Genomic DNA, 16,671 nt, shown 5'->3' on the forward strand with positions numbered 1-16,671 from the left:
GGCAAAAAAAACTCATATTTCTTTTTCGCTAAGCTGTTTTAAATAGAGCTCTTTGTAGTATCCTTCTTTGCTTAATAGTTGATTATGAGTGCCTTGCTGGATTATTTCGCCATTTTCTAAAACAATAATTTTATCGGCATTTTTGGTTGTAGAAACCCGATGACTAACGATAAAAGTAGTTTTATTCCTAGATATTTTGTTAATATTGTGTAAAATCTCTTCTTCAGTTTCTGTATCAACCGCAGATAAACAATCATCAAAAAGAAGTATCGAAGGATTTTTAATAATAGCTCTTGCAATAGAAACCCTTTGTTTTTGACCACCAGAGAGTGTAATACCGCGTTCTCCTAGAATTGTCTCATATTGTTTACTAAAGCCCACTATATTTTCGTGTACTACGGCATCTTTTGCAGCTTGATATACCTCTTCGTCAGAAGCTTTTTCTTTACCAAATTTTATATTGTTTTTGATGCTGTCACTAAACAAAAATGCATCTTGTGGCACATAACCAATACACTCTCTTAAATTGATGAGGTTCAATTCCTTTATAGGGGTACCATCAATTCGTATTTCTCCAGAAGAAACATCATATAGCCTTCCTATAAGATCTAGTATTGTAGATTTTCCAGAACCAGTTTTACCAATAATCCCAATAGTTTCACCATTTTTTACTTCAAAACTCACATTGCGTAAAGCAGTTATGTCAGTATCATCATATGTAAAAGAGACATTTTTAAAGCTAATATTCCCTATTATCGGCGTTTCTTGAGTAACAGTGTTGGTAATTTCGGGTTCCTGGCTTAAAAATTCATTAATTCTCACCTGAGAAGCTTCAGCTTGTTGCACGATAGAGCTTACCCAACCTACAGTAGCTACGGGCCATGTAAGCATATTGACGTACAATATAAATTGGACTATGATCCCTAGATCTTCAATTGTACCATCCAGAAATTGTTTTCCACCAATATAGATCACCAAAATGTTACTAAAACCGATTAACAATACCATTAATGGAAAAAATAAGGCTTGTACTTTGGCTAGATCTAGATTTTTATCTCTGCTAATATTAGATAATTCTGTAAAATTTTGGTGAGTTTGTGGTTCTATACCATATGCTTTGATTACAGTAATACCACTAAAAGACTCTTGGGTGAATGTGGTTAGTTTTGATAAAAACTCTTGTACAATACTACTTCGTTTGTGAATTGCTACACTAAGTTTGTAAATTGATATAGATAATACAGGTAGAGGGGCTACTGTGTATAGCGTAAGCTCTGGTGCAATGCTTATCATATATCCGATCACAATAACAAAAAGTGTGATTGTATTGACGCTATACATAATAGCAGGACCTACATACATTCTCACTTTGGATACATCCTCACTAATTCGATTCATAAGATCACCGGTTCGGTTTTTCTTATAAAAGTTTAAAGATAATCTTTGGTAGTGCTGATAGACTTCGTTTTTTAAATCAAATTCTATAAATCTTGAAACTACAATAAAAGTCTGACGCATTAAAAAAGTAAATAATGCCGATATAAGTACAGCACCCAGAATAAGTAAAATATTTAAGACTAATCCACTTCTTACTTCGGCAAGACTTGTGATTTCATTATCTAAATATTGCTGTACTACATCAACAGAGTCTCCAACAAAAGAAGGCACCAAAGTCGCAAATATTCTAGCAACGATAGTAATTACCAACCCAACAAGGAGTCTGTATTTATATTTTAAAAAGTACTTATTTAAATGGCGTAATGCACGCATATAGTATTGAAGTTTAAGTGTCTATTTATTAAGGAATTCGTAAAATTTAACAGCTTTTTTGTCTAAATTCACAAAATTAATTTATTTTAGCATCTTGATTTTGAGTATTATATAATCTTTAACGTTTTAAATTTTCATAACATGATAACCGAAGTGCTTACTGCAAATCAATTAAAAAAAGAAGCCCCTGTCTTTGGACAACTTTCTTTCGACAATCATGAACAAGTTGTTTTTTGTCAGGACAAAGATACAGGTTTGAAGGCAATAATTGGTGTGCATAACACAATTTTGGGACCTGCACTGGGAGGTACCAGAATGTATGATTATAAAACCGAATGGGATGCACTTAACGATGTTTTAAGATTGTCTCGAGGAATGACTTATAAGGCTGCGATAACAGGATTAAACCTCGGAGGTGGAAAAGCAGTAATTATAGGAGATCCTAAAAAAATCAAAACCCCAGAATTGATGACACGTTTTGGTAAGTTTGTGCATACATTAGGAGGTAAGTATTATACCGCTGAAGACGTGGGTATGGAAACATCTGATATGGATATTGTAAGAGAAGTAACACCTTATGTGACCGGAATTTCAGAATCTAAAGGTGGTGCAGGTAATCCTTCTCCTGTTACTGCATATGGAGTATATATGGGAATGAAAGCTGCTACCAAATTTGCCTGCGGAAATGATACTTTAGAAGGAAAACGAATTTTGGTACAAGGTATTGGACATGTGGGTGAAGAGCTTGTTCGCTTGACTTCTGAAGAAGGAGCTAAAGTCATTATTAGTGATATCAATGAAGAAAGACTTCAGGAAGTTAGCTTAAAATATGGGGTGGATATCTATAGAGGTAATGATTTGTATACCGAAACGGCAGACATTTATGCTCCTTGTGCTTTGGGCGCTACTGTTAATGATGAAACGATTAATAAATTAAAAGTAAAAGTGATAGCTGGAGCTGCAAATAACCAACTTGCAGATGAAAATATTCATGGCCCATTACTGCAAAGTAAAGGGATAGTTTATGCTCCGGATTTTTTAATCAATGCTGGAGGAATTATAAATGTATACGCTGAAATTGAAGGATATGGCAGAGATCAAATTATAGCAAAAACACAAAACATTTATGATACTACCCTTGATATTTTAAATAAGGCGAAAGCTACTAATGTCACTACTAATGCGGCAGCATTAAGTATTGCAGAAGATAGAATTACCACTAGAAAAAATGAGCTGTAATTTATTGTATAAAAAAAAGTATTTAGCATAGCTAGATTAAAAATAATAGTATTTTTGCAGGGTAAAAGTTAAAATGACTTTTACCCTTTTTTAATGTAAAGTTCTTTGTAATTTTCTATGTTAACCAGAAGACATATTAGAGTAAAAGTGATGCAGTCTCTCTATTCGATGGAGCAGACTCAAAGTGATAACCTCGATAAAGAAGAAAAATTTCTTCTTTTTAGTATAAATCAGATGTACGATTTGTTTCTCATAAATCTTCAGCTTTTGGTAGAAATAAAAAAACAGGCTACCGATTTTTTGACTAAGAGTCAAAAAAAACATTTGGCTACTTCCGATGAAAAAAATCCAAATACAAAATTTATCAATAACGAGATTTTATCGTTGTTAGAAAGCAACATTCAGCTTAAAACCGAAATTGAAAAGAAAAAACTTAATTGTTGGCAGTTAGATGATGAATATGTAAAAATATTGTGGAACGAAATTAGAGAGAGTGAGTTATATAAGGATTATATGAGTACAAAATTGAGCTCTTTTAGGGAGGATAAAGATTTTGTACTAGACATCTTTAAGGAAATTATAGCTCCCAATGATAAGCTTTATGAGTATATAGAGGATAAAAATCTTACCTGGATAGACGATTTGCCAATAGTCAATACGGCCATTATCAAAATGTTACGTAAGAGTAAGGCTTCTAATGATGAAAATAAGTCGTTGCCCAAATTATATAAAGATGCCGATGATAAGAAGTTTGCCGTTGATATTTTTAGAAAAACAGCTCTTAACGCGGTAGAGTTTACTAAAGAAATTGACGACAGAACCCCAAATTGGGATCAAGATCGTATCGCCGAGCTCGATAAAGCTATTATTAAAATGGCAATTTGCGAGTTTGTCAAGTTTCCCTCAATACCTGTAAAAGTAACAATTAACGAATATTTAGAAATTGCAAAAGAGTATAGTACTCCTAAAAGTAGTATTTTTATCAACGGTATTCTTGATAAAATATCCAAGGAGTACCAGGAAAACGGCAAATTAAATAAAGTAGGCCGAGGACTTATGTAGTTCAAAAAAAAATGTATTTTTAACCTCAAATAATTAAAAACCCAAGTAATGAAAAAAGGAATCTTAATTTTAGCAGGAATTTTTGCTATGACATTTGTGTCTTGTAAGGATGATGCTACAAAGAAAGTTAAAGAAGAAAATGTAGAAATTGCTTCAGAACGTGATGCAAAGAATACAGATTTCCCTGTAATGACTTTTGCTGAGACAGAGCACGATTTCGGAACTATTAATGAAGGAGATGTAGTAGAGCATAAATTTACGTTTACCAATACTGGTAAGGCACCTCTTGTAATAGTAAATGCAAAAGGAAGTTGCGGTTGTACTGTACCACAATGGACAAAAGAACCAATCGCTCCAGGAGATTCTGGAGAAATGTTAGTAAAGTTTAACTCAAACGGGAAGCCAAATCAGCAAACCAAGCAGGTAACTATTACTACGAACACAGAAGCAGGAAAGGAAATTCTTAAGATCAAAGCACTGGTAACTCCAAAGGCTAAGGCTGTAAGTGGAACTCCAGTAAGCGAATAATATTTTATGGAAGGATTCGGAGGACAGTTACCTTTTATACTATTGATATTTGTGGTGATGTATTTTTTTATGATACGGCCCCAGATGCAAAAAGCAAAAAAGGAGAAAAAATTTGCTGAAGAGCTTAAAAAAGGAGATCGTGTTGTTACAAAAAGTGGTCTTCATGGAAAAGTTTTTGATTTCAGCGAAAAAAATAATGCGGTTATAATTGAAACAGGAGCTGGTAAATTAACTTTTGATAAATCTGCTATTTCGTTAGAGATGAGTCAGAAATTAAATGCGCCACCTGCTGAAAAAAAGAAATAATAGCTACTTAATCTAAAAAAAGTGCAATGTTTAAAACATTGCACTTTTTTTATACTGTATTCTAAACTGAACGAGTAATTTACTGGAATTTTAACTTGTCTTTTGCTTTACAGCGGTCAACTCGACAATCTTAACAATTACCTCAACGGCTTTGATCATACTCTCTACAGGAACATATTCGTAACGGCCGTGAAAATTATGCCCTCCAGCAAAAATGTTGGGGCAGGGCAGTCCCATATAGCTTAACTGAGATCCATCGGTGCCACCACGAATAGGTTTTATAATAGGCGTTATGTTAAGAGATTTCATCGCTTCTTCGGCTATATCAACAATATGCATTACTGGTTCTACCTTTTCTCGCATGTTGTAATACTGATCTTTAATCTCAATTTTAATTACTTCTCTTTTGTGCTGTGCATTAATTTCTTCAGTCAACTTTTTCATAACTTCTTTTCGTGCTTGGAAATGTTCTTTATCATGATCTCTTATGATATATTGAAGTTGAGTTTCTTCGACATCACCCTTTATAGTATGTAGATGAAAAAAACCTTCACGTCCACTAGTATGTTCTGGTGTTTCCATTCTAGGTAAAGAATTAATGAAATCCTGTGCGATATAAATGCTATTGATCATCTTTCCTTTTGCGTATCCAGGATGCACTATTTTTCCTTTTATCGTTACAACCGCTCCCGCAGCATTAAAATTTTCATATTCTAACTCACCTATTTCGCTTCCGTCCATCGTATAGGCCCAATCGGCTCCAAATTTTTTTACATCAAATTTATGGGCTCCTCTACCAATTTCTTCATCGGGAGTAAATCCAATACGAACTTTTCCATGTTTAATTTCCGGATGCTGTATCATGTATTCCATAGCAGTGACTATTTCTGTAATTCCTGCTTTATCATCGGCTCCTAATAATGTAGTACCATCTGTGGTGATGAGAGTTTGACCTTTGTATAGTTTTAGATCTTCGAAGTAATCAGGAGATAACACTATATTTTCTTCTTGATTAAGAATTATATCTTCACCATCATAGTTTTCAATAATTTGGGGCTTAACATGAGCACCAGTAAAATCAGGACTAGTATCAAAATGAGATATAAAACCAATAGTAGGCACCTCTTTATCTATATTTGAAGGTAAGGTTGCCATGATGTAAGCATTTTCATCAATCGTTACATCTTTCAGACCTATGTCCTTCAATTCTTCAACCAATTTATTGGCAAGATCCCATTGTTTTTCTGTACTCGGAGTGGTATTACTGTCAGGGTCACTTTCTGTGTCTATGGTTACATAGCTAATAAATCGATCTGTAATCTGTTTTTTTGAAATCATTTCTTAAGGAATACTATTTATTTCTTTACTAAAATTATTTGTCTTCTACTTTACATTCTAATAGAAAGGTACGTATGGTTGTTATGTTAAAAATTTGTTTTTTAAAATTGAGGAAAATCTACACTACAAAAAACTATAAATTAACATCGAAATAAAATCAATAATTTAAGTTTATTAATAGGTGTTTTCTAATAAAAATTTTAATGAAAACTTTAATTAAATCGAAAAAAAGTTAATATAATGTGAAATTTAAATTACATTTAAGTACACAATCATTCAATTATTAATCAAAAATATAATTATGTTTAAACTTTACGTAATGGTATTGTTGTTTTCTTTGGGGTTTACAACTATTTCCACAGCACAAGAAGTAACAGGGACGGTTTTAGATGATCAATCGCAACCTCTTCCTGGTGTTTCAGTAGTCATAAAAGGAACCGATACAGGTACGATAACAGATTTTGATGGTAAATATTCAATCGCTGCAGATGTAGGTCAAATATTGGTTTTTTCTTATGTCGGATTTGAAAAGCAAGAAGTAACCGTTTCAGGACCCACTCTTGATGTAACCATGCAGTCAGGAGTATCATTAGATGAAGTAATATTGGTAGGAACTCGAAACGTAAACAGAACGGTAACAGAGACTCCTGTTCCAATAGATGTTTTGGATATTAAGCAACTTGCAAGCGCCTCTCCGCAGGTAAATTTGAATCAGATTCTTAACTACGTTGCTCCTTCTTTTTCTTCAAATACCCAAACCATATCTGATGGTACAGACCATATAGATCCTGCTTCCTTACGAGGTCTGGGACCTGATCAGGTACTTGTTCTAATCAACGGGAAAAGACGTCATACTACCTCTCTAATTAATGTTAATGGAACATTTGGAAGAGGTAGTGTAGGTACAGACCTTAATGCAATTCCAGCAGCTGCAATACAGCGTATCGAAGTACTAAGAGACGGTGCAGCAGCACAATATGGATCTGATGCTATTGCAGGGGTGATTAATATCGTTCTTAATAAAAGTGTAAATGAACTAAGTTTATCAGTAACCGGAGGAGCGAATGTTTCTAGAAATGCAGAAGAGCAAACAGGTGGTATCGATGGAGAAACTGTAAATGTTGCAGCCAGTTATGGATTGCCTCTTGGTGATAAAGGTGGTTTTATCAATTTTAGTGGTGATTTTGATTATCGTGACTTTTATAGTCGTATGAAGGAATGGGAAGGAAGTATATTTAATGCATATAATGCGATAGAATATCAGGCTTCTTTGTTAGGAAATGATCTTTCGGAGTTAGAAACTGACTTACCTGCAATTCAGAGTTTTGCTTTAAGTGTTCCTCATTTCTCTACTCAATTACAAAATGACATTCAGTCGGCAACTACTTTGAATGAATTGCAGACCATATTAGATGTAGACGTAACCGAGGCTGAACTTGCTACCCGAGGGCAGAACAGAACTGATTATAATATGAGAGTAGGACAATCAGAACTTAGAGGAGGACGTTTCTTTGCTAATTTCTCCTTACCCTTAGATGATAATGGCACAGAACTATACTCTTTTGCCGGTATTAGTACCAGAAAGGGTAATTCTGCAGGATTTTATCGACTTCCTAATCAAAGTAGGACGTATACGCCTGCTTATGTTAATGGATTTCTACCTGAAATAAATTCTAAAATTTCTGATCAATCCGTCGCCGCAGGTATTAAAGGAAAAATAGGGGATTGGGATGTTGATTTTAGTAATACATATGGTAAAAACAGTTTTTTATATACGATTTCTAACACATCAAATGCCTCACTTCTTAAAGCGACACCCACTACATTTGATGCTGGAGGGTTTTCTTTCCTGCAAAATACCACAAATTTGGATATAACGAGATACTATGAAGACGTATTTGCAGGATTTAATGTTGCTTTTGGAGCAGAACATCGATTAGAAACCTATGAAATTATCGCTGGCGAAGAAGAATCCTATGCTCAATATGATATTGATGGGCAACCTATCACTGCATCAACACAGACACCACCCACAGACTTTTTTGGAAGAACAAGACCCGGTGGATCACAGGTGTTTCCTGGATTTGGCCCTGCCAATGAGCTATCACGCGATAGGACTAGTATTGCGGGATATTTGGATCTGGAAGCAGACTTTACAGAAAGGTTTTTGTTGAGTTTTGCTTCACGTTTTGAAGACTATAGCGATTTTGGATCTACTATAAATTTTAAATTGGCTACGCGTTACAAATTGACCAATGATATAAATATTAGAGCGGCTGCAAATACTGGGTTTAGAGCACCGTCGTTACATCAGCTCAATTTTAATTCTACCTCTACAATTTTTGACAATTTTGGAGAACCACAAGAGGTAGGTACATTTGCGAACGACAGTAGGGTGGCTGCTCTGCTAGGGATTCCTCAACTAAAAGAAGAAACCTCACGGAGTATTAGTTTGGGAGCAACAGCAAAAATACCATCAATTAATCTTTCTATTACCATCGATGGTTATTTTGTTGCCATTGATGATAGAGTAGTGTATACAGGACAGTTTGAAGGACCGGGAACAGGAACTGAATTAGACAATTTATTAGATCAGGCAAATGCTACCGCAGCTTCATTTTTTGCTAACGCGATTGATACTGAGTCTAAGGGTTTGGATATAGTATTGACACATAAAACAGGAATTGGGTCAAAAATGGAATTGAAATCAGATTTAGCGGCAACCTTTTCTCAAACCAGAAAAGTAGGAGATATTCAAGCCTCTCAGGTTCTGGAGGATGCAGGTTTGATAGATACCTATTTTCCTGAAGATAGTAGAGTTTATTTGGAAGAAGCGGTGCCCAGAACCAAAATTAACTTATCAAACAACTTTACTACAGATAAATTTAATGTTTTTCTAAGAAATGTATATTTTGGCGAGGTGACAGAGGCTACAACTACTGTTGCAAATCAACAAGTATTCAGCGCAAAAGTAGTAACAGACCTTTCTTTTGGATATAAAGTAACAGAGGCTTTAACTGCCACTGTGGGTGCTAATAATCTGTTCGATATTTATCCTGATAGGGCAGAAGAAGAATTTGGTAACAGGAGTAGTGGTCGATTCGACTGGTCACGAAGATCGCAACAATTTGGTATAGGAGGGCGATTCGTATTTGCAAGACTAAGTATTTTACTCAAATAGTATTTAAGTATTAATAATATAAATGACCTGATCTAAAATACTTTAGATCAGGTTTTATTCTTCTAATTTTTTTTTCTCAGTTCATAAGTAATCATCTATTTTTGCGCTAGCTAATCTTGATGCCATGTATAAACTGTTAGTACGCCCATTATTATTTAATTATGATCCAGAGCGAGTACATCATTTTACCTTTAAAATGATCAAAATACTTTCTAAAATTCCACTGATTTCTGACTTGTTTAAAAGTTTATACAGCGTTGATGATCCTAGGTTAGAAAGAGAAGTATTTGGATTAAAATTTAAAAACCCGGTTGGACTAGCGGCAGGATTTGATAAGGATGCAAAATTATTTAATGAGTTACATGATTTTGGTTTCGGTTTTATAGAAATAGGAACCTTAACTCCCAAGCCGCAAGATGGAAATCCTAAAAAAAGGCTTTTTAGACTAAAAAAAGATAGTGCAATCATTAATCGTATGGGATTTAATAATGGTGGAGTAGAAGAGGCGGTTAAACGACTAAAAAAGAATAAAGGAGTTTTGATTGGCGGTAATATTGGTAAGAATAAAATTACACCAAACGAGAATGCCGTAGAGGACTATAAAATATGTTTTGATGCACTTTTTGATTATGTGGACTACTTCGTGGTGAATGTAAGTTCTCCAAACACACCTAATCTTAGGGCATTGCAAGATAAGGAACCACTTACCAAACTTTTGAATACCCTGCAAGATAAGAATCAAAAGAAATCTTTGCAAAAACCAATTTTACTAAAGATTGCTCCAGATCTTACAGATGATCAGCTATTAGATATCATTGATATTGTTAAGGAAACAAAAATAGCTGGAGTTATTGCAACTAATACGACTATCTCTAGAAAAGGATTAAGATCTGAGATTGCTTTGATAAATGAAAAAGGAGGACTTAGTGGTAAACCATTAGCAGATAGGTCTACCGAGGTAATTCGATTTTTATCAGAAAAAAGTAATAGGGCGTTTCCAATTATTGGTGTTGGCGGGATACATTCTGCCAAAGATGCTTTAGAAAAATTAGAAGCTGGTGCAAGCTTGGTGCAATTGTATACAGGTTTCATTTATGAGGGTCCTAGACTAGTTAAGGATATTAATAAAGCATTACTTCACCAATAAGTATTGATGGACATAAACTACGAAATTTTATATACCTTTATTATTGCATCTACTGCATTGGCTATTTCTCCTGGTCCAGATAATATTTATGTGCTAACACAAAGTATCGTAAATGGTAAAAAATATGGTTTGGCTACTGTGGCAGGATTGATGACCGGATGTTTTGTACATACAACTTTGGTAGCATTTGGAGTATCGGCAATAATCAAACAAAGTGATACGCTATTTTTTATAATCAAGCTTTTTGGAGCCTTATATTTAATTTTTCTGGCATATAAGGTGTTTCGAAGTGATGGTGCTTTACAACTGGAATCCAGAACTATTGAAAAAAAGAGCCTGGGACAACTCTTTCGACAGGGGTTTATAATGAATGTGCTCAATCCTAAAGTTTCTATCTTTTTTTTAGCGTTTTTCCCTGGGTTTTTATTTAGTAAAACGTTAAGTAATATTTTACAGTTTTATGCGCTTGGGGTATTATTTGTGATCACAGGAGTTGTTGTTTTTGGATCAATAGCCATTTTGGCTGGGACAATATCCAGTTATTTAAAGAAAAACTCAAAAGCAGGTATATTTTTGAAATGGTTACAAATAATTGTATTTATTGGTATTGCAATTTTTATCCTCTTTTCTGAGAAGTAAACTACCCTGGGGTAAGCCCACGAGACATCGGGTGGAAATTAATTTTGATTTCGTGGCAAGCCAGTGCATTTAAATCTCGATTATCGAGTAAATATATCTTTATTACTTCTCATTTAGTTCTGGCGTTTCCTCTTCAACGTAATTGATTTTCTTCTTAAGTTTCATATTAAGAAATTCAATAAATAGCGAAAAAGCAATGGCAAAATATAAGTATCCTTTTGGAATAGCACCAATTTCCTGCCCAAAAATAACCGTTTCAGAAAGATGAGCAGATTCTGTGATCAACATGAAACCTATCAGTATCAAAAAGGATAAAGCTAATAATTGCATCGAAGGGTGATTGTTAATAAATTGTCGGATCGCATTAGCAAAAATCATCATGATTAGAATTGAAATTACTACCGCTATGACCATTAATATTAGTGCGTCCTCAGGTTTTTCGCCAATTCCATTAGTCATCCCAATCGCGGTAAGTATAGAATCAATAGAAAAAATGAAATCTATAATCAAGATTTGAACCAATGCTCTTGAAAGCGTGGTAAGGTTTTTCTGCTTTATCTTTGTTTCGTCATGTTTTGGAATTTCAACCTTTTCATGAATCTCGGATGTACTTTTATATAATAAAAATAGCCCGCCAAAAAATAAAATTAAGCTTTGCCAACTAAGACCTACAGTAAGCCATGATGTATTTATAGTATAGAAAGGTTCTTTTAGGGCGATCAGAAAAGAAACACCTATCAGCAATAGTATTCTTTGTATCATTGCTAGTGCCAGGCCCCAATTAGTCGCTTTTTTTTGTTGTTTGGCAGGAAGCTTACTTGCTGCAATGGAGATAAATACAATGTTATCAATTCCTAAAATAATTTCTAGAAAAGTAAGGGTTATTAATGCAACCCAGGCGTCTGTACTGGCAAATATTTCAAACATGATTATAGCCTTATTATTAGATAAGAAAGCATAAAAGTAGTTAATGCTTCAGTTTTAACAAAAAAAGAAGCATCAAAAAGAATTCTTTAATAGATTCCTTTTGATACTTTTCAACGGGGGACAAAAAAAGTTTTCTCTTACAATTTTTCAATCTCTTTTTTGAGTTCCTCTTTTGTTTTCCCTGTTTTTTCTTGTAATCTCCCCAACATTTCATCAAATTTTCCTTCTGCGTAAGAAGTATCATTGTCGGTAACTTTTCCGTATTTCTGTTTGAATTGGCCTTTTACCTGTTTCCACTTGCCTTCTAATTGATCATTATTCATAATATTTATTTTTTCAAATTATATACATAAAAGTAAATGTTACTACCGATTTTAATTAACGCATACAATCAAAATGTTTATTCATTTAAAATAAAAGAGAAGGAGGTTGGGTTAAAAAAACACTGTTATGAATTTCAAAAAAAGAGATCTTGAAAACTAATAATTTCTGAAAAATAATTATACTTTTATACTCTTCATTGAACATCTTCTGGTTTGATACACTGAAATGATCGAAAAAGTAAAAATTATTGAATGTCCAAGGGATGCCATGCAAGGTATAAAGGAGTTTATTCCTACCGACAAAAAGGTTCAATACATTCAATCTTTATTACGTTGTGGTTTCGATACTATAGATTTTGGGAGTTTCGTTTCGCCAAAGGCCATACCACAAATGACAGACACTGCAGAGGTGTTATCACAGTTGGATTTGTCAAATACCGAGAGTAAATTGTTGGCAATTATAGCGAATGTTCGTGGTGCGCATGATGCAGCTCAACATGAAGCAATCGACTATCTTGGATATCCCTTTTCTATTTCTGAAAATTTTCAGATGCGTAATACCCACAAAACAATAGAGCAATCGATAGAAATACTTCAAGAGATCCTTAATATTGCAGATAGAGTAGATAAAGAGGTTGTTGCGTATCTCTCAATGGGTTTTGGTAATCCTTATGGTGATCCATGGGATGTAGATATTGTAGGACAATGGACGGAAAAGCTGAGTAAAATGGGAGTGAAAATTCTCTCGCTATCAGATACTATAGGCACTTCAACACCAAAGATTATTGACTATCTTTTTGCTAATTTGATCCCAAAATATCCTGAAATAGAATTTGGAGCACACTTGCATACTACGCCTACCACCTGGTATGAAAAAGTGGATGCGGCCTACAAAGCTGGTTGTAGAAGATTTGATGGAGCTATTCAAGGGTTTGGTGGTTGTCCAATGGCAAAAGATGAATTGACGGGAAATATGCCTACAGAACGAATGGTTTCCTATTTCACTTCGGTAAAGGCAGATACCAACATAAGACCTTTAAGTTTTGAATCTTCATATAACGAAGCCACAAAAATTTTTAGTTATTATCATTAAACATAAATAAAAAAATGAAGAAGATTTTCAAAATTATTGCGCTCACGCTTCTGGCAGCATTATTAATAATACAATTTATCAGACCTGATAAAAATGAATCAGGATATGAATCAATTGCTTATTTTGAAAATGAAACAAAACCTAATGACCAAATAAAAGCAATTTTAAAAAGCAATTGTTATGATTGCCATAGCAATCAAACTATATATCCCTGGTATGCCGAAATTGCTCCAGTTTCGTATTGGTTGGCAGACCATATTGAGCATGGTAGAGAACACTTTAATGTTTCTGATTGGGAACAATATTCTAATAAAAAGAAAGATCATAAGTTAGAAGAACTTGTAGAAGAGGTAGAAGAAGGTGAAATGCCACTAAACTCATATACCTGGACACATGGAAGTCTGAATGATCAAGATAAAGAAGTATTAATACAGTGGGCCAAAGATCTTAGAACGAAATATTCTGCAAGTCAATAATCGTCGTATTTTTTTGGAAATTAAAGAATTAAAGTTTATCTCAAAGTTAAGGTTTTAATTTTATTTAGATTTATTACAAATAAAGTTTGACAAATTCATTTTGATCAATATATTTGCATCTTAATTAATCAATTATTTATATTAAGTCTAAATAAAAGGATAATGAAAATCAACAAATTCTTAAATCTCATTTGTTTGTCGGGACTACTTATTTTTGCATCATGTTCAGATGACGATGATACTACCTTTAATCAAATAGAAGAACCAGCAACTTATGTTTTTGAACGTAATGGAGAAAGTACAGTTAGTTTTGGTGGACAGACTACCAGGATTGCTATGTCTGAAGAAATTATAAGCGCGCTCATGAATAGTATGTTAACTGATGCAGAGGCGACTATCGATGCCATGTTCGCACATGTAGAAGGAGAAAATAACTTTTCTAATGCCGATCTTAATGCCTCAGATAAAAGCGTAAGGAGTAAGACAGCGGCGTCCAGGGATTATTTTTCTGCAAATACTACAGAAGCTATTGCAATTAGATCAGAATTTGATGGTTGGATCAAAAGTCAGGTAGATGAGGTGTTTCCAAACTGGACTGTAACAGCAACAGCGGGTACTGCAGGCGTGTTACAAGAAGCCGGTGGTGGATCCAATAGATACGTAAATGCTCGGGGACTTGAATACAATCAAGCATTTGGCAAGAGTTTGATCGGTGCTTTGATGACAGACCAGGCGTTAAACAACTATCTAAGTACTTCGGTATTAGATGAAGCAGATAATGTCGAGAATAATAATAATGAAGTAGTAGCAGAAGGTAAAAACTATACGACCATGGAACATAAATGGGATGAAGCCTATGGTTATTTATACGGAGCTTCAGAAACTCCAGCTACCCCAAATGTAAATATTATTGGAACTGATAAGGAGGGCGATGACAGTTTCTTGAGCAAATATATTAGCAGAGTAGAAAATGATTCAGATTTTGCCGGAATCGCTGCCGATATTTTTAATGCCTTTAAGCTTGGAAGGGCAGCGATTGTTGCCAAAGAATATACTGTAAGAGATCAACAGGCTGCTATTATCAGAAAAAAAGTGTCTGAAGTAATTGCAATAAGGGCCGTATATTATCTACAGCAAGGAAAGAGTCTTCTTGAAGCCTCTACAGTCGATACTGCTGCTGCCTTTCACGATTTATCTGAAGGATACGGCTTCATATACAGCTTACAATTTACTAGAAACCCGGATACCAACGCGCCATATTTCACACGAGCCGAGGTTCGAGCACTAATAGAACAATTAATAGGGGGAGCCAATGGTTTCTGGGATGTAACTCCAGAGACTTTACAAACAATCTCTGAAGCTATTGCAGCGAAGTTTGATTTTACTGTAGAGCAGGCAGGAAGCTAAAAGATTAAACAAATTATAAAATGTAAAAAAAGAGGAATAAAAGTCATAAGATTTCAACCTCTTTTTTTACATTTGCACATCTTTATTAAGAATAAATAAAAATAACATGAAGAAGTTTTTGATTTCATTATTTATTACATCCATGTTTTTATCTGCTTGTTCAAGCAGTGATGATTCGGGAGAAACAAGTTCAGATGGTTTTGATAGAAAAGCAATGTTAGAAAATCTGGCAGATAATATCGTTATACCATCATATCAAAGCTTTTCTAGTGATATGAATGCTTTAAAAGACGCTACTTCAAATTTTATAACCAATACAAATGATAACAACCTTGTAACATTAAGAGAAGTTTGGTCTGGTGCTTATATTGCTTGGCAATCGGTGAGTATGTTTGAGATTGGCAAGGCAGAAGAACTTTCTTTTAGGAACTACATGAATGTTTATCCAGTCAATACTACAGAAATAGAAGCAAATATTAATTCAGGCCAATATGATCTTACCCGAGTTTCTCTGCAAGACGAACAAGGATTTGCAGCGCTAGATTATTTGATCAATGGTTTATCTGATACAGATGCACAAATAGTGGCTTTATATACCAATGATACCAACGGCTCTAAATACAAAAACTACATTAGTGCATTGGTGGATAGAATGGATACTCTTACAAAAGAGGTAGTGTCTGATTGGACTAGTGGCTATCGAGATACTTTTGTAAATAATAGTGGTGCATCTGCTACAAGTTCTGTTGATAAAATCGTAAACGATTTTATTTTTCACTATGAGAAACATCTAAGAGCTGGAAAAATAGGAATCCCGGCTGGCGTTTTTGCTACTCAGACTTTTGATGATAAAGTTGAGGCATTTTATAAAGGTGATTTATCCAAATCATTATTCAATGCAAATTTAACCGCAATGCAAGACTTTTTTAATGGAAAACACTTTGATAGTAATACGAGAGGAGAAAGCTTTAGTACCTATCTTAATTTCTTAAATACCATTAAAGAAGGTGAAGACTTAGTAGAAATTATAAATAATCAATTTAACGAATCAAGAACTACAGCTTCAAATTTGAATAACAGCTTTTCTACTCAGGTAAAAACTAATAATAATCTGATGCTTAATACTTATGATGAGCTTCAAAAGAATGTTGTGCATTTAAAAGTAGACATGTTACAAGCATTTTCCGTTAGTGTAGATTTTCAAGATGCTGATGGTGATTAAGTAGCTATTACTC

At 34.2% G+C, this 16,671-nt stretch carries 15 protein-coding genes; 11 read left to right on the forward strand and 4 right to left on the reverse strand.

Annotated features, from left to right (window positions below; genetic code table 11):
- Window positions 1–12 precede the first annotated feature (12 nt).
- Complete coding sequence (locus ACFSJT_RS09915) at window positions 13–1,770, reverse strand: ABC transporter ATP-binding protein (protein ID WP_378320100.1); 1,758 nt, start codon at window positions 1,768–1,770, stop codon at window positions 13–15.
- Between the two features lie 141 nt (window positions 1,771–1,911).
- Between ACFSJT_RS09915 and ACFSJT_RS09920 the strand changes: the two genes are divergently transcribed.
- From ACFSJT_RS09920 to yajC, 4 genes are all read left to right on the forward strand, one after another.
- Window positions 1,912–3,009: a Glu/Leu/Phe/Val family dehydrogenase gene (locus tag ACFSJT_RS09920; RefSeq protein WP_378320101.1), complete on the forward strand. Its 1,098-nt coding sequence runs from the start codon at window positions 1,912–1,914 to the stop codon at window positions 3,007–3,009.
- Window positions 3,010–3,126: 117 nt separating this feature from the next.
- The gene (gene nusB / locus ACFSJT_RS09925) at window positions 3,127–4,071 is read left to right on the forward strand and encodes a transcription antitermination factor NusB (RefSeq protein WP_378320102.1); all 945 of its coding nucleotides are present in this window, start codon (window positions 3,127–3,129) and stop codon (window positions 4,069–4,071) included.
- 48 nt (window positions 4,072–4,119) lie between these two features.
- Entirely contained in the window at window positions 4,120–4,599 is a 480-nt protein-coding gene (locus ACFSJT_RS09930; protein ID WP_378320103.1) for a DUF1573 domain-containing protein, read from the forward strand.
- A 6-nt stretch (window positions 4,600–4,605) separates the two neighbouring features.
- Window positions 4,606–4,905 carry a preprotein translocase subunit YajC gene (gene yajC / locus ACFSJT_RS09935; protein ID WP_378320104.1) on the forward strand — a complete coding sequence of 100 codons (300 nt, stop codon included), beginning with the start codon at window positions 4,606–4,608 and terminating at the stop codon, window positions 4,903–4,905.
- Window positions 4,906–4,995: 90 nt separating this feature from the next.
- On the opposite strand, the gene pepT is transcribed toward yajC, so the two are convergent.
- A complete protein-coding gene (gene pepT, locus ACFSJT_RS09940) occupies window positions 4,996–6,243 on the reverse strand; it encodes a peptidase T (protein ID WP_378320105.1) in 1,248 nt (415 codons plus the stop codon).
- A 301-nt stretch (window positions 6,244–6,544) separates the two neighbouring features.
- On the opposite strand from pepT, the gene ACFSJT_RS09945 reads away from it, so the two are divergent.
- The 3 genes from ACFSJT_RS09945 to ACFSJT_RS09955 all read left to right on the forward strand — a co-directional run bounded on the left by ACFSJT_RS09945 (window position 6,545) and on the right by ACFSJT_RS09955 (window position 11,210).
- The gene (locus tag ACFSJT_RS09945) at window positions 6,545–9,424 is read left to right on the forward strand and encodes a TonB-dependent receptor (RefSeq protein ID WP_378320106.1); all 2,880 of its coding nucleotides are present in this window, start codon (window positions 6,545–6,547) and stop codon (window positions 9,422–9,424) included.
- A 124-nt stretch (window positions 9,425–9,548) separates the two neighbouring features.
- Window positions 9,549–10,571: a quinone-dependent dihydroorotate dehydrogenase gene (locus tag ACFSJT_RS09950; protein WP_378320107.1), complete on the forward strand. Its 1,023-nt coding sequence runs from the start codon at window positions 9,549–9,551 to the stop codon at window positions 10,569–10,571.
- 6 nt (window positions 10,572–10,577) lie between these two features.
- Complete coding sequence (locus ACFSJT_RS09955) at window positions 10,578–11,210, forward strand: LysE family translocator (protein ID WP_378320108.1); 633 nt, start codon at window positions 10,578–10,580, stop codon at window positions 11,208–11,210.
- Between the two features lie 102 nt (window positions 11,211–11,312).
- Here the strand turns inward: ACFSJT_RS09955 and ACFSJT_RS09960 are convergent, their stop codons facing one another.
- Window positions 11,313–12,137 (reverse strand): TerC family protein, encoded by an 825-nt coding sequence (locus tag ACFSJT_RS09960; protein ID WP_378320109.1) that lies wholly within the window; start codon window positions 12,135–12,137, stop codon window positions 11,313–11,315.
- Window positions 12,138–12,274: 137 nt separating this feature from the next.
- Window positions 12,275–12,460, reverse strand: coding sequence for a CsbD family protein (locus ACFSJT_RS09965; protein ID WP_378320110.1), 186 nt, complete (start codon window positions 12,458–12,460; stop codon window positions 12,275–12,277).
- Window positions 12,461–12,686: 226 nt separating this feature from the next.
- On the opposite strand from ACFSJT_RS09965, the gene ACFSJT_RS09970 reads away from it, so the two are divergent.
- The 4 genes from ACFSJT_RS09970 (at window position 12,687) to ACFSJT_RS09985 (ending at window position 16,658) form a co-directional block, all read left to right on the forward strand.
- Window positions 12,687–13,553, forward strand: coding sequence for a hydroxymethylglutaryl-CoA lyase (locus ACFSJT_RS09970; protein ID WP_378320111.1), 867 nt, complete (start codon window positions 12,687–12,689; stop codon window positions 13,551–13,553).
- A gap of 14 nt (window positions 13,554–13,567) precedes the next feature.
- Window positions 13,568–14,029 (forward strand): heme-binding domain-containing protein, encoded by a 462-nt coding sequence (locus ACFSJT_RS09975; RefSeq protein ID WP_378320112.1) that lies wholly within the window; start codon window positions 13,568–13,570, stop codon window positions 14,027–14,029.
- Window positions 14,030–14,191: 162 nt separating this feature from the next.
- Complete coding sequence (locus ACFSJT_RS09980) at window positions 14,192–15,436, forward strand: DUF4856 domain-containing protein (protein ID WP_378320113.1); 1,245 nt, start codon at window positions 14,192–14,194, stop codon at window positions 15,434–15,436.
- A gap of 106 nt (window positions 15,437–15,542) precedes the next feature.
- Complete coding sequence (locus ACFSJT_RS09985; protein ID WP_378320114.1) at window positions 15,543–16,658, forward strand: imelysin family protein; 1,116 nt, start codon at window positions 15,543–15,545, stop codon at window positions 16,656–16,658.
- Window positions 16,659–16,671 lie beyond the last annotated feature (13 nt).

The organism is Aquimarina celericrescens (assembly GCF_042682765.1).
GTDB classification, from domain to species: domain Bacteria; phylum Bacteroidota; class Bacteroidia; order Flavobacteriales; family Flavobacteriaceae; genus Aquimarina; species Aquimarina celericrescens.

Excerpts from the sequence above, each read along its gene's own strand:
- ACFSJT_RS09915 (WP_378320100.1), bottom strand. The coding sequence starts at position 1,770 with ATGCGTGCATTACGCCATTTAAATAAGTACTTTTTAAAATATAAATAC.
- ACFSJT_RS09920 (WP_378320101.1), top strand. The coding sequence starts at position 1,912 with ATGATAACCGAAGTGCTTACTGCAAATCAATTAAAAAAAGAAGCCCCT.
- nusB (WP_378320102.1), top strand. The coding sequence starts at position 3,127 with ATGTTAACCAGAAGACATATTAGAGTAAAAGTGATGCAGTCTCTCTAT.
- ACFSJT_RS09930 (WP_378320103.1), top strand. The coding sequence starts at position 4,120 with ATGAAAAAAGGAATCTTAATTTTAGCAGGAATTTTTGCTATGACATTT.
- yajC (WP_378320104.1), top strand. The coding sequence starts at position 4,606 with ATGGAAGGATTCGGAGGACAGTTACCTTTTATACTATTGATATTTGTG.
- pepT (WP_378320105.1), bottom strand. The coding sequence starts at position 6,243 with ATGATTTCAAAAAAACAGATTACAGATCGATTTATTAGCTATGTAACC.
- ACFSJT_RS09945 (WP_378320106.1), top strand. The coding sequence starts at position 6,545 with ATGTTTAAACTTTACGTAATGGTATTGTTGTTTTCTTTGGGGTTTACA.
- ACFSJT_RS09950 (WP_378320107.1), top strand. The coding sequence starts at position 9,549 with ATGTATAAACTGTTAGTACGCCCATTATTATTTAATTATGATCCAGAG.
- ACFSJT_RS09955 (WP_378320108.1), top strand. The coding sequence starts at position 10,578 with ATGGACATAAACTACGAAATTTTATATACCTTTATTATTGCATCTACT.
- ACFSJT_RS09960 (WP_378320109.1), bottom strand. The coding sequence starts at position 12,137 with ATGTTTGAAATATTTGCCAGTACAGACGCCTGGGTTGCATTAATAACC.
- ACFSJT_RS09965 (WP_378320110.1), bottom strand. The coding sequence starts at position 12,460 with ATGAATAATGATCAATTAGAAGGCAAGTGGAAACAGGTAAAAGGCCAA.
- ACFSJT_RS09970 (WP_378320111.1), top strand. The coding sequence starts at position 12,687 with ATGATCGAAAAAGTAAAAATTATTGAATGTCCAAGGGATGCCATGCAA.
- ACFSJT_RS09975 (WP_378320112.1), top strand. The coding sequence starts at position 13,568 with ATGAAGAAGATTTTCAAAATTATTGCGCTCACGCTTCTGGCAGCATTA.
- ACFSJT_RS09980 (WP_378320113.1), top strand. The coding sequence starts at position 14,192 with ATGAAAATCAACAAATTCTTAAATCTCATTTGTTTGTCGGGACTACTT.
- ACFSJT_RS09985 (WP_378320114.1), top strand. The coding sequence starts at position 15,543 with ATGAAGAAGTTTTTGATTTCATTATTTATTACATCCATGTTTTTATCT.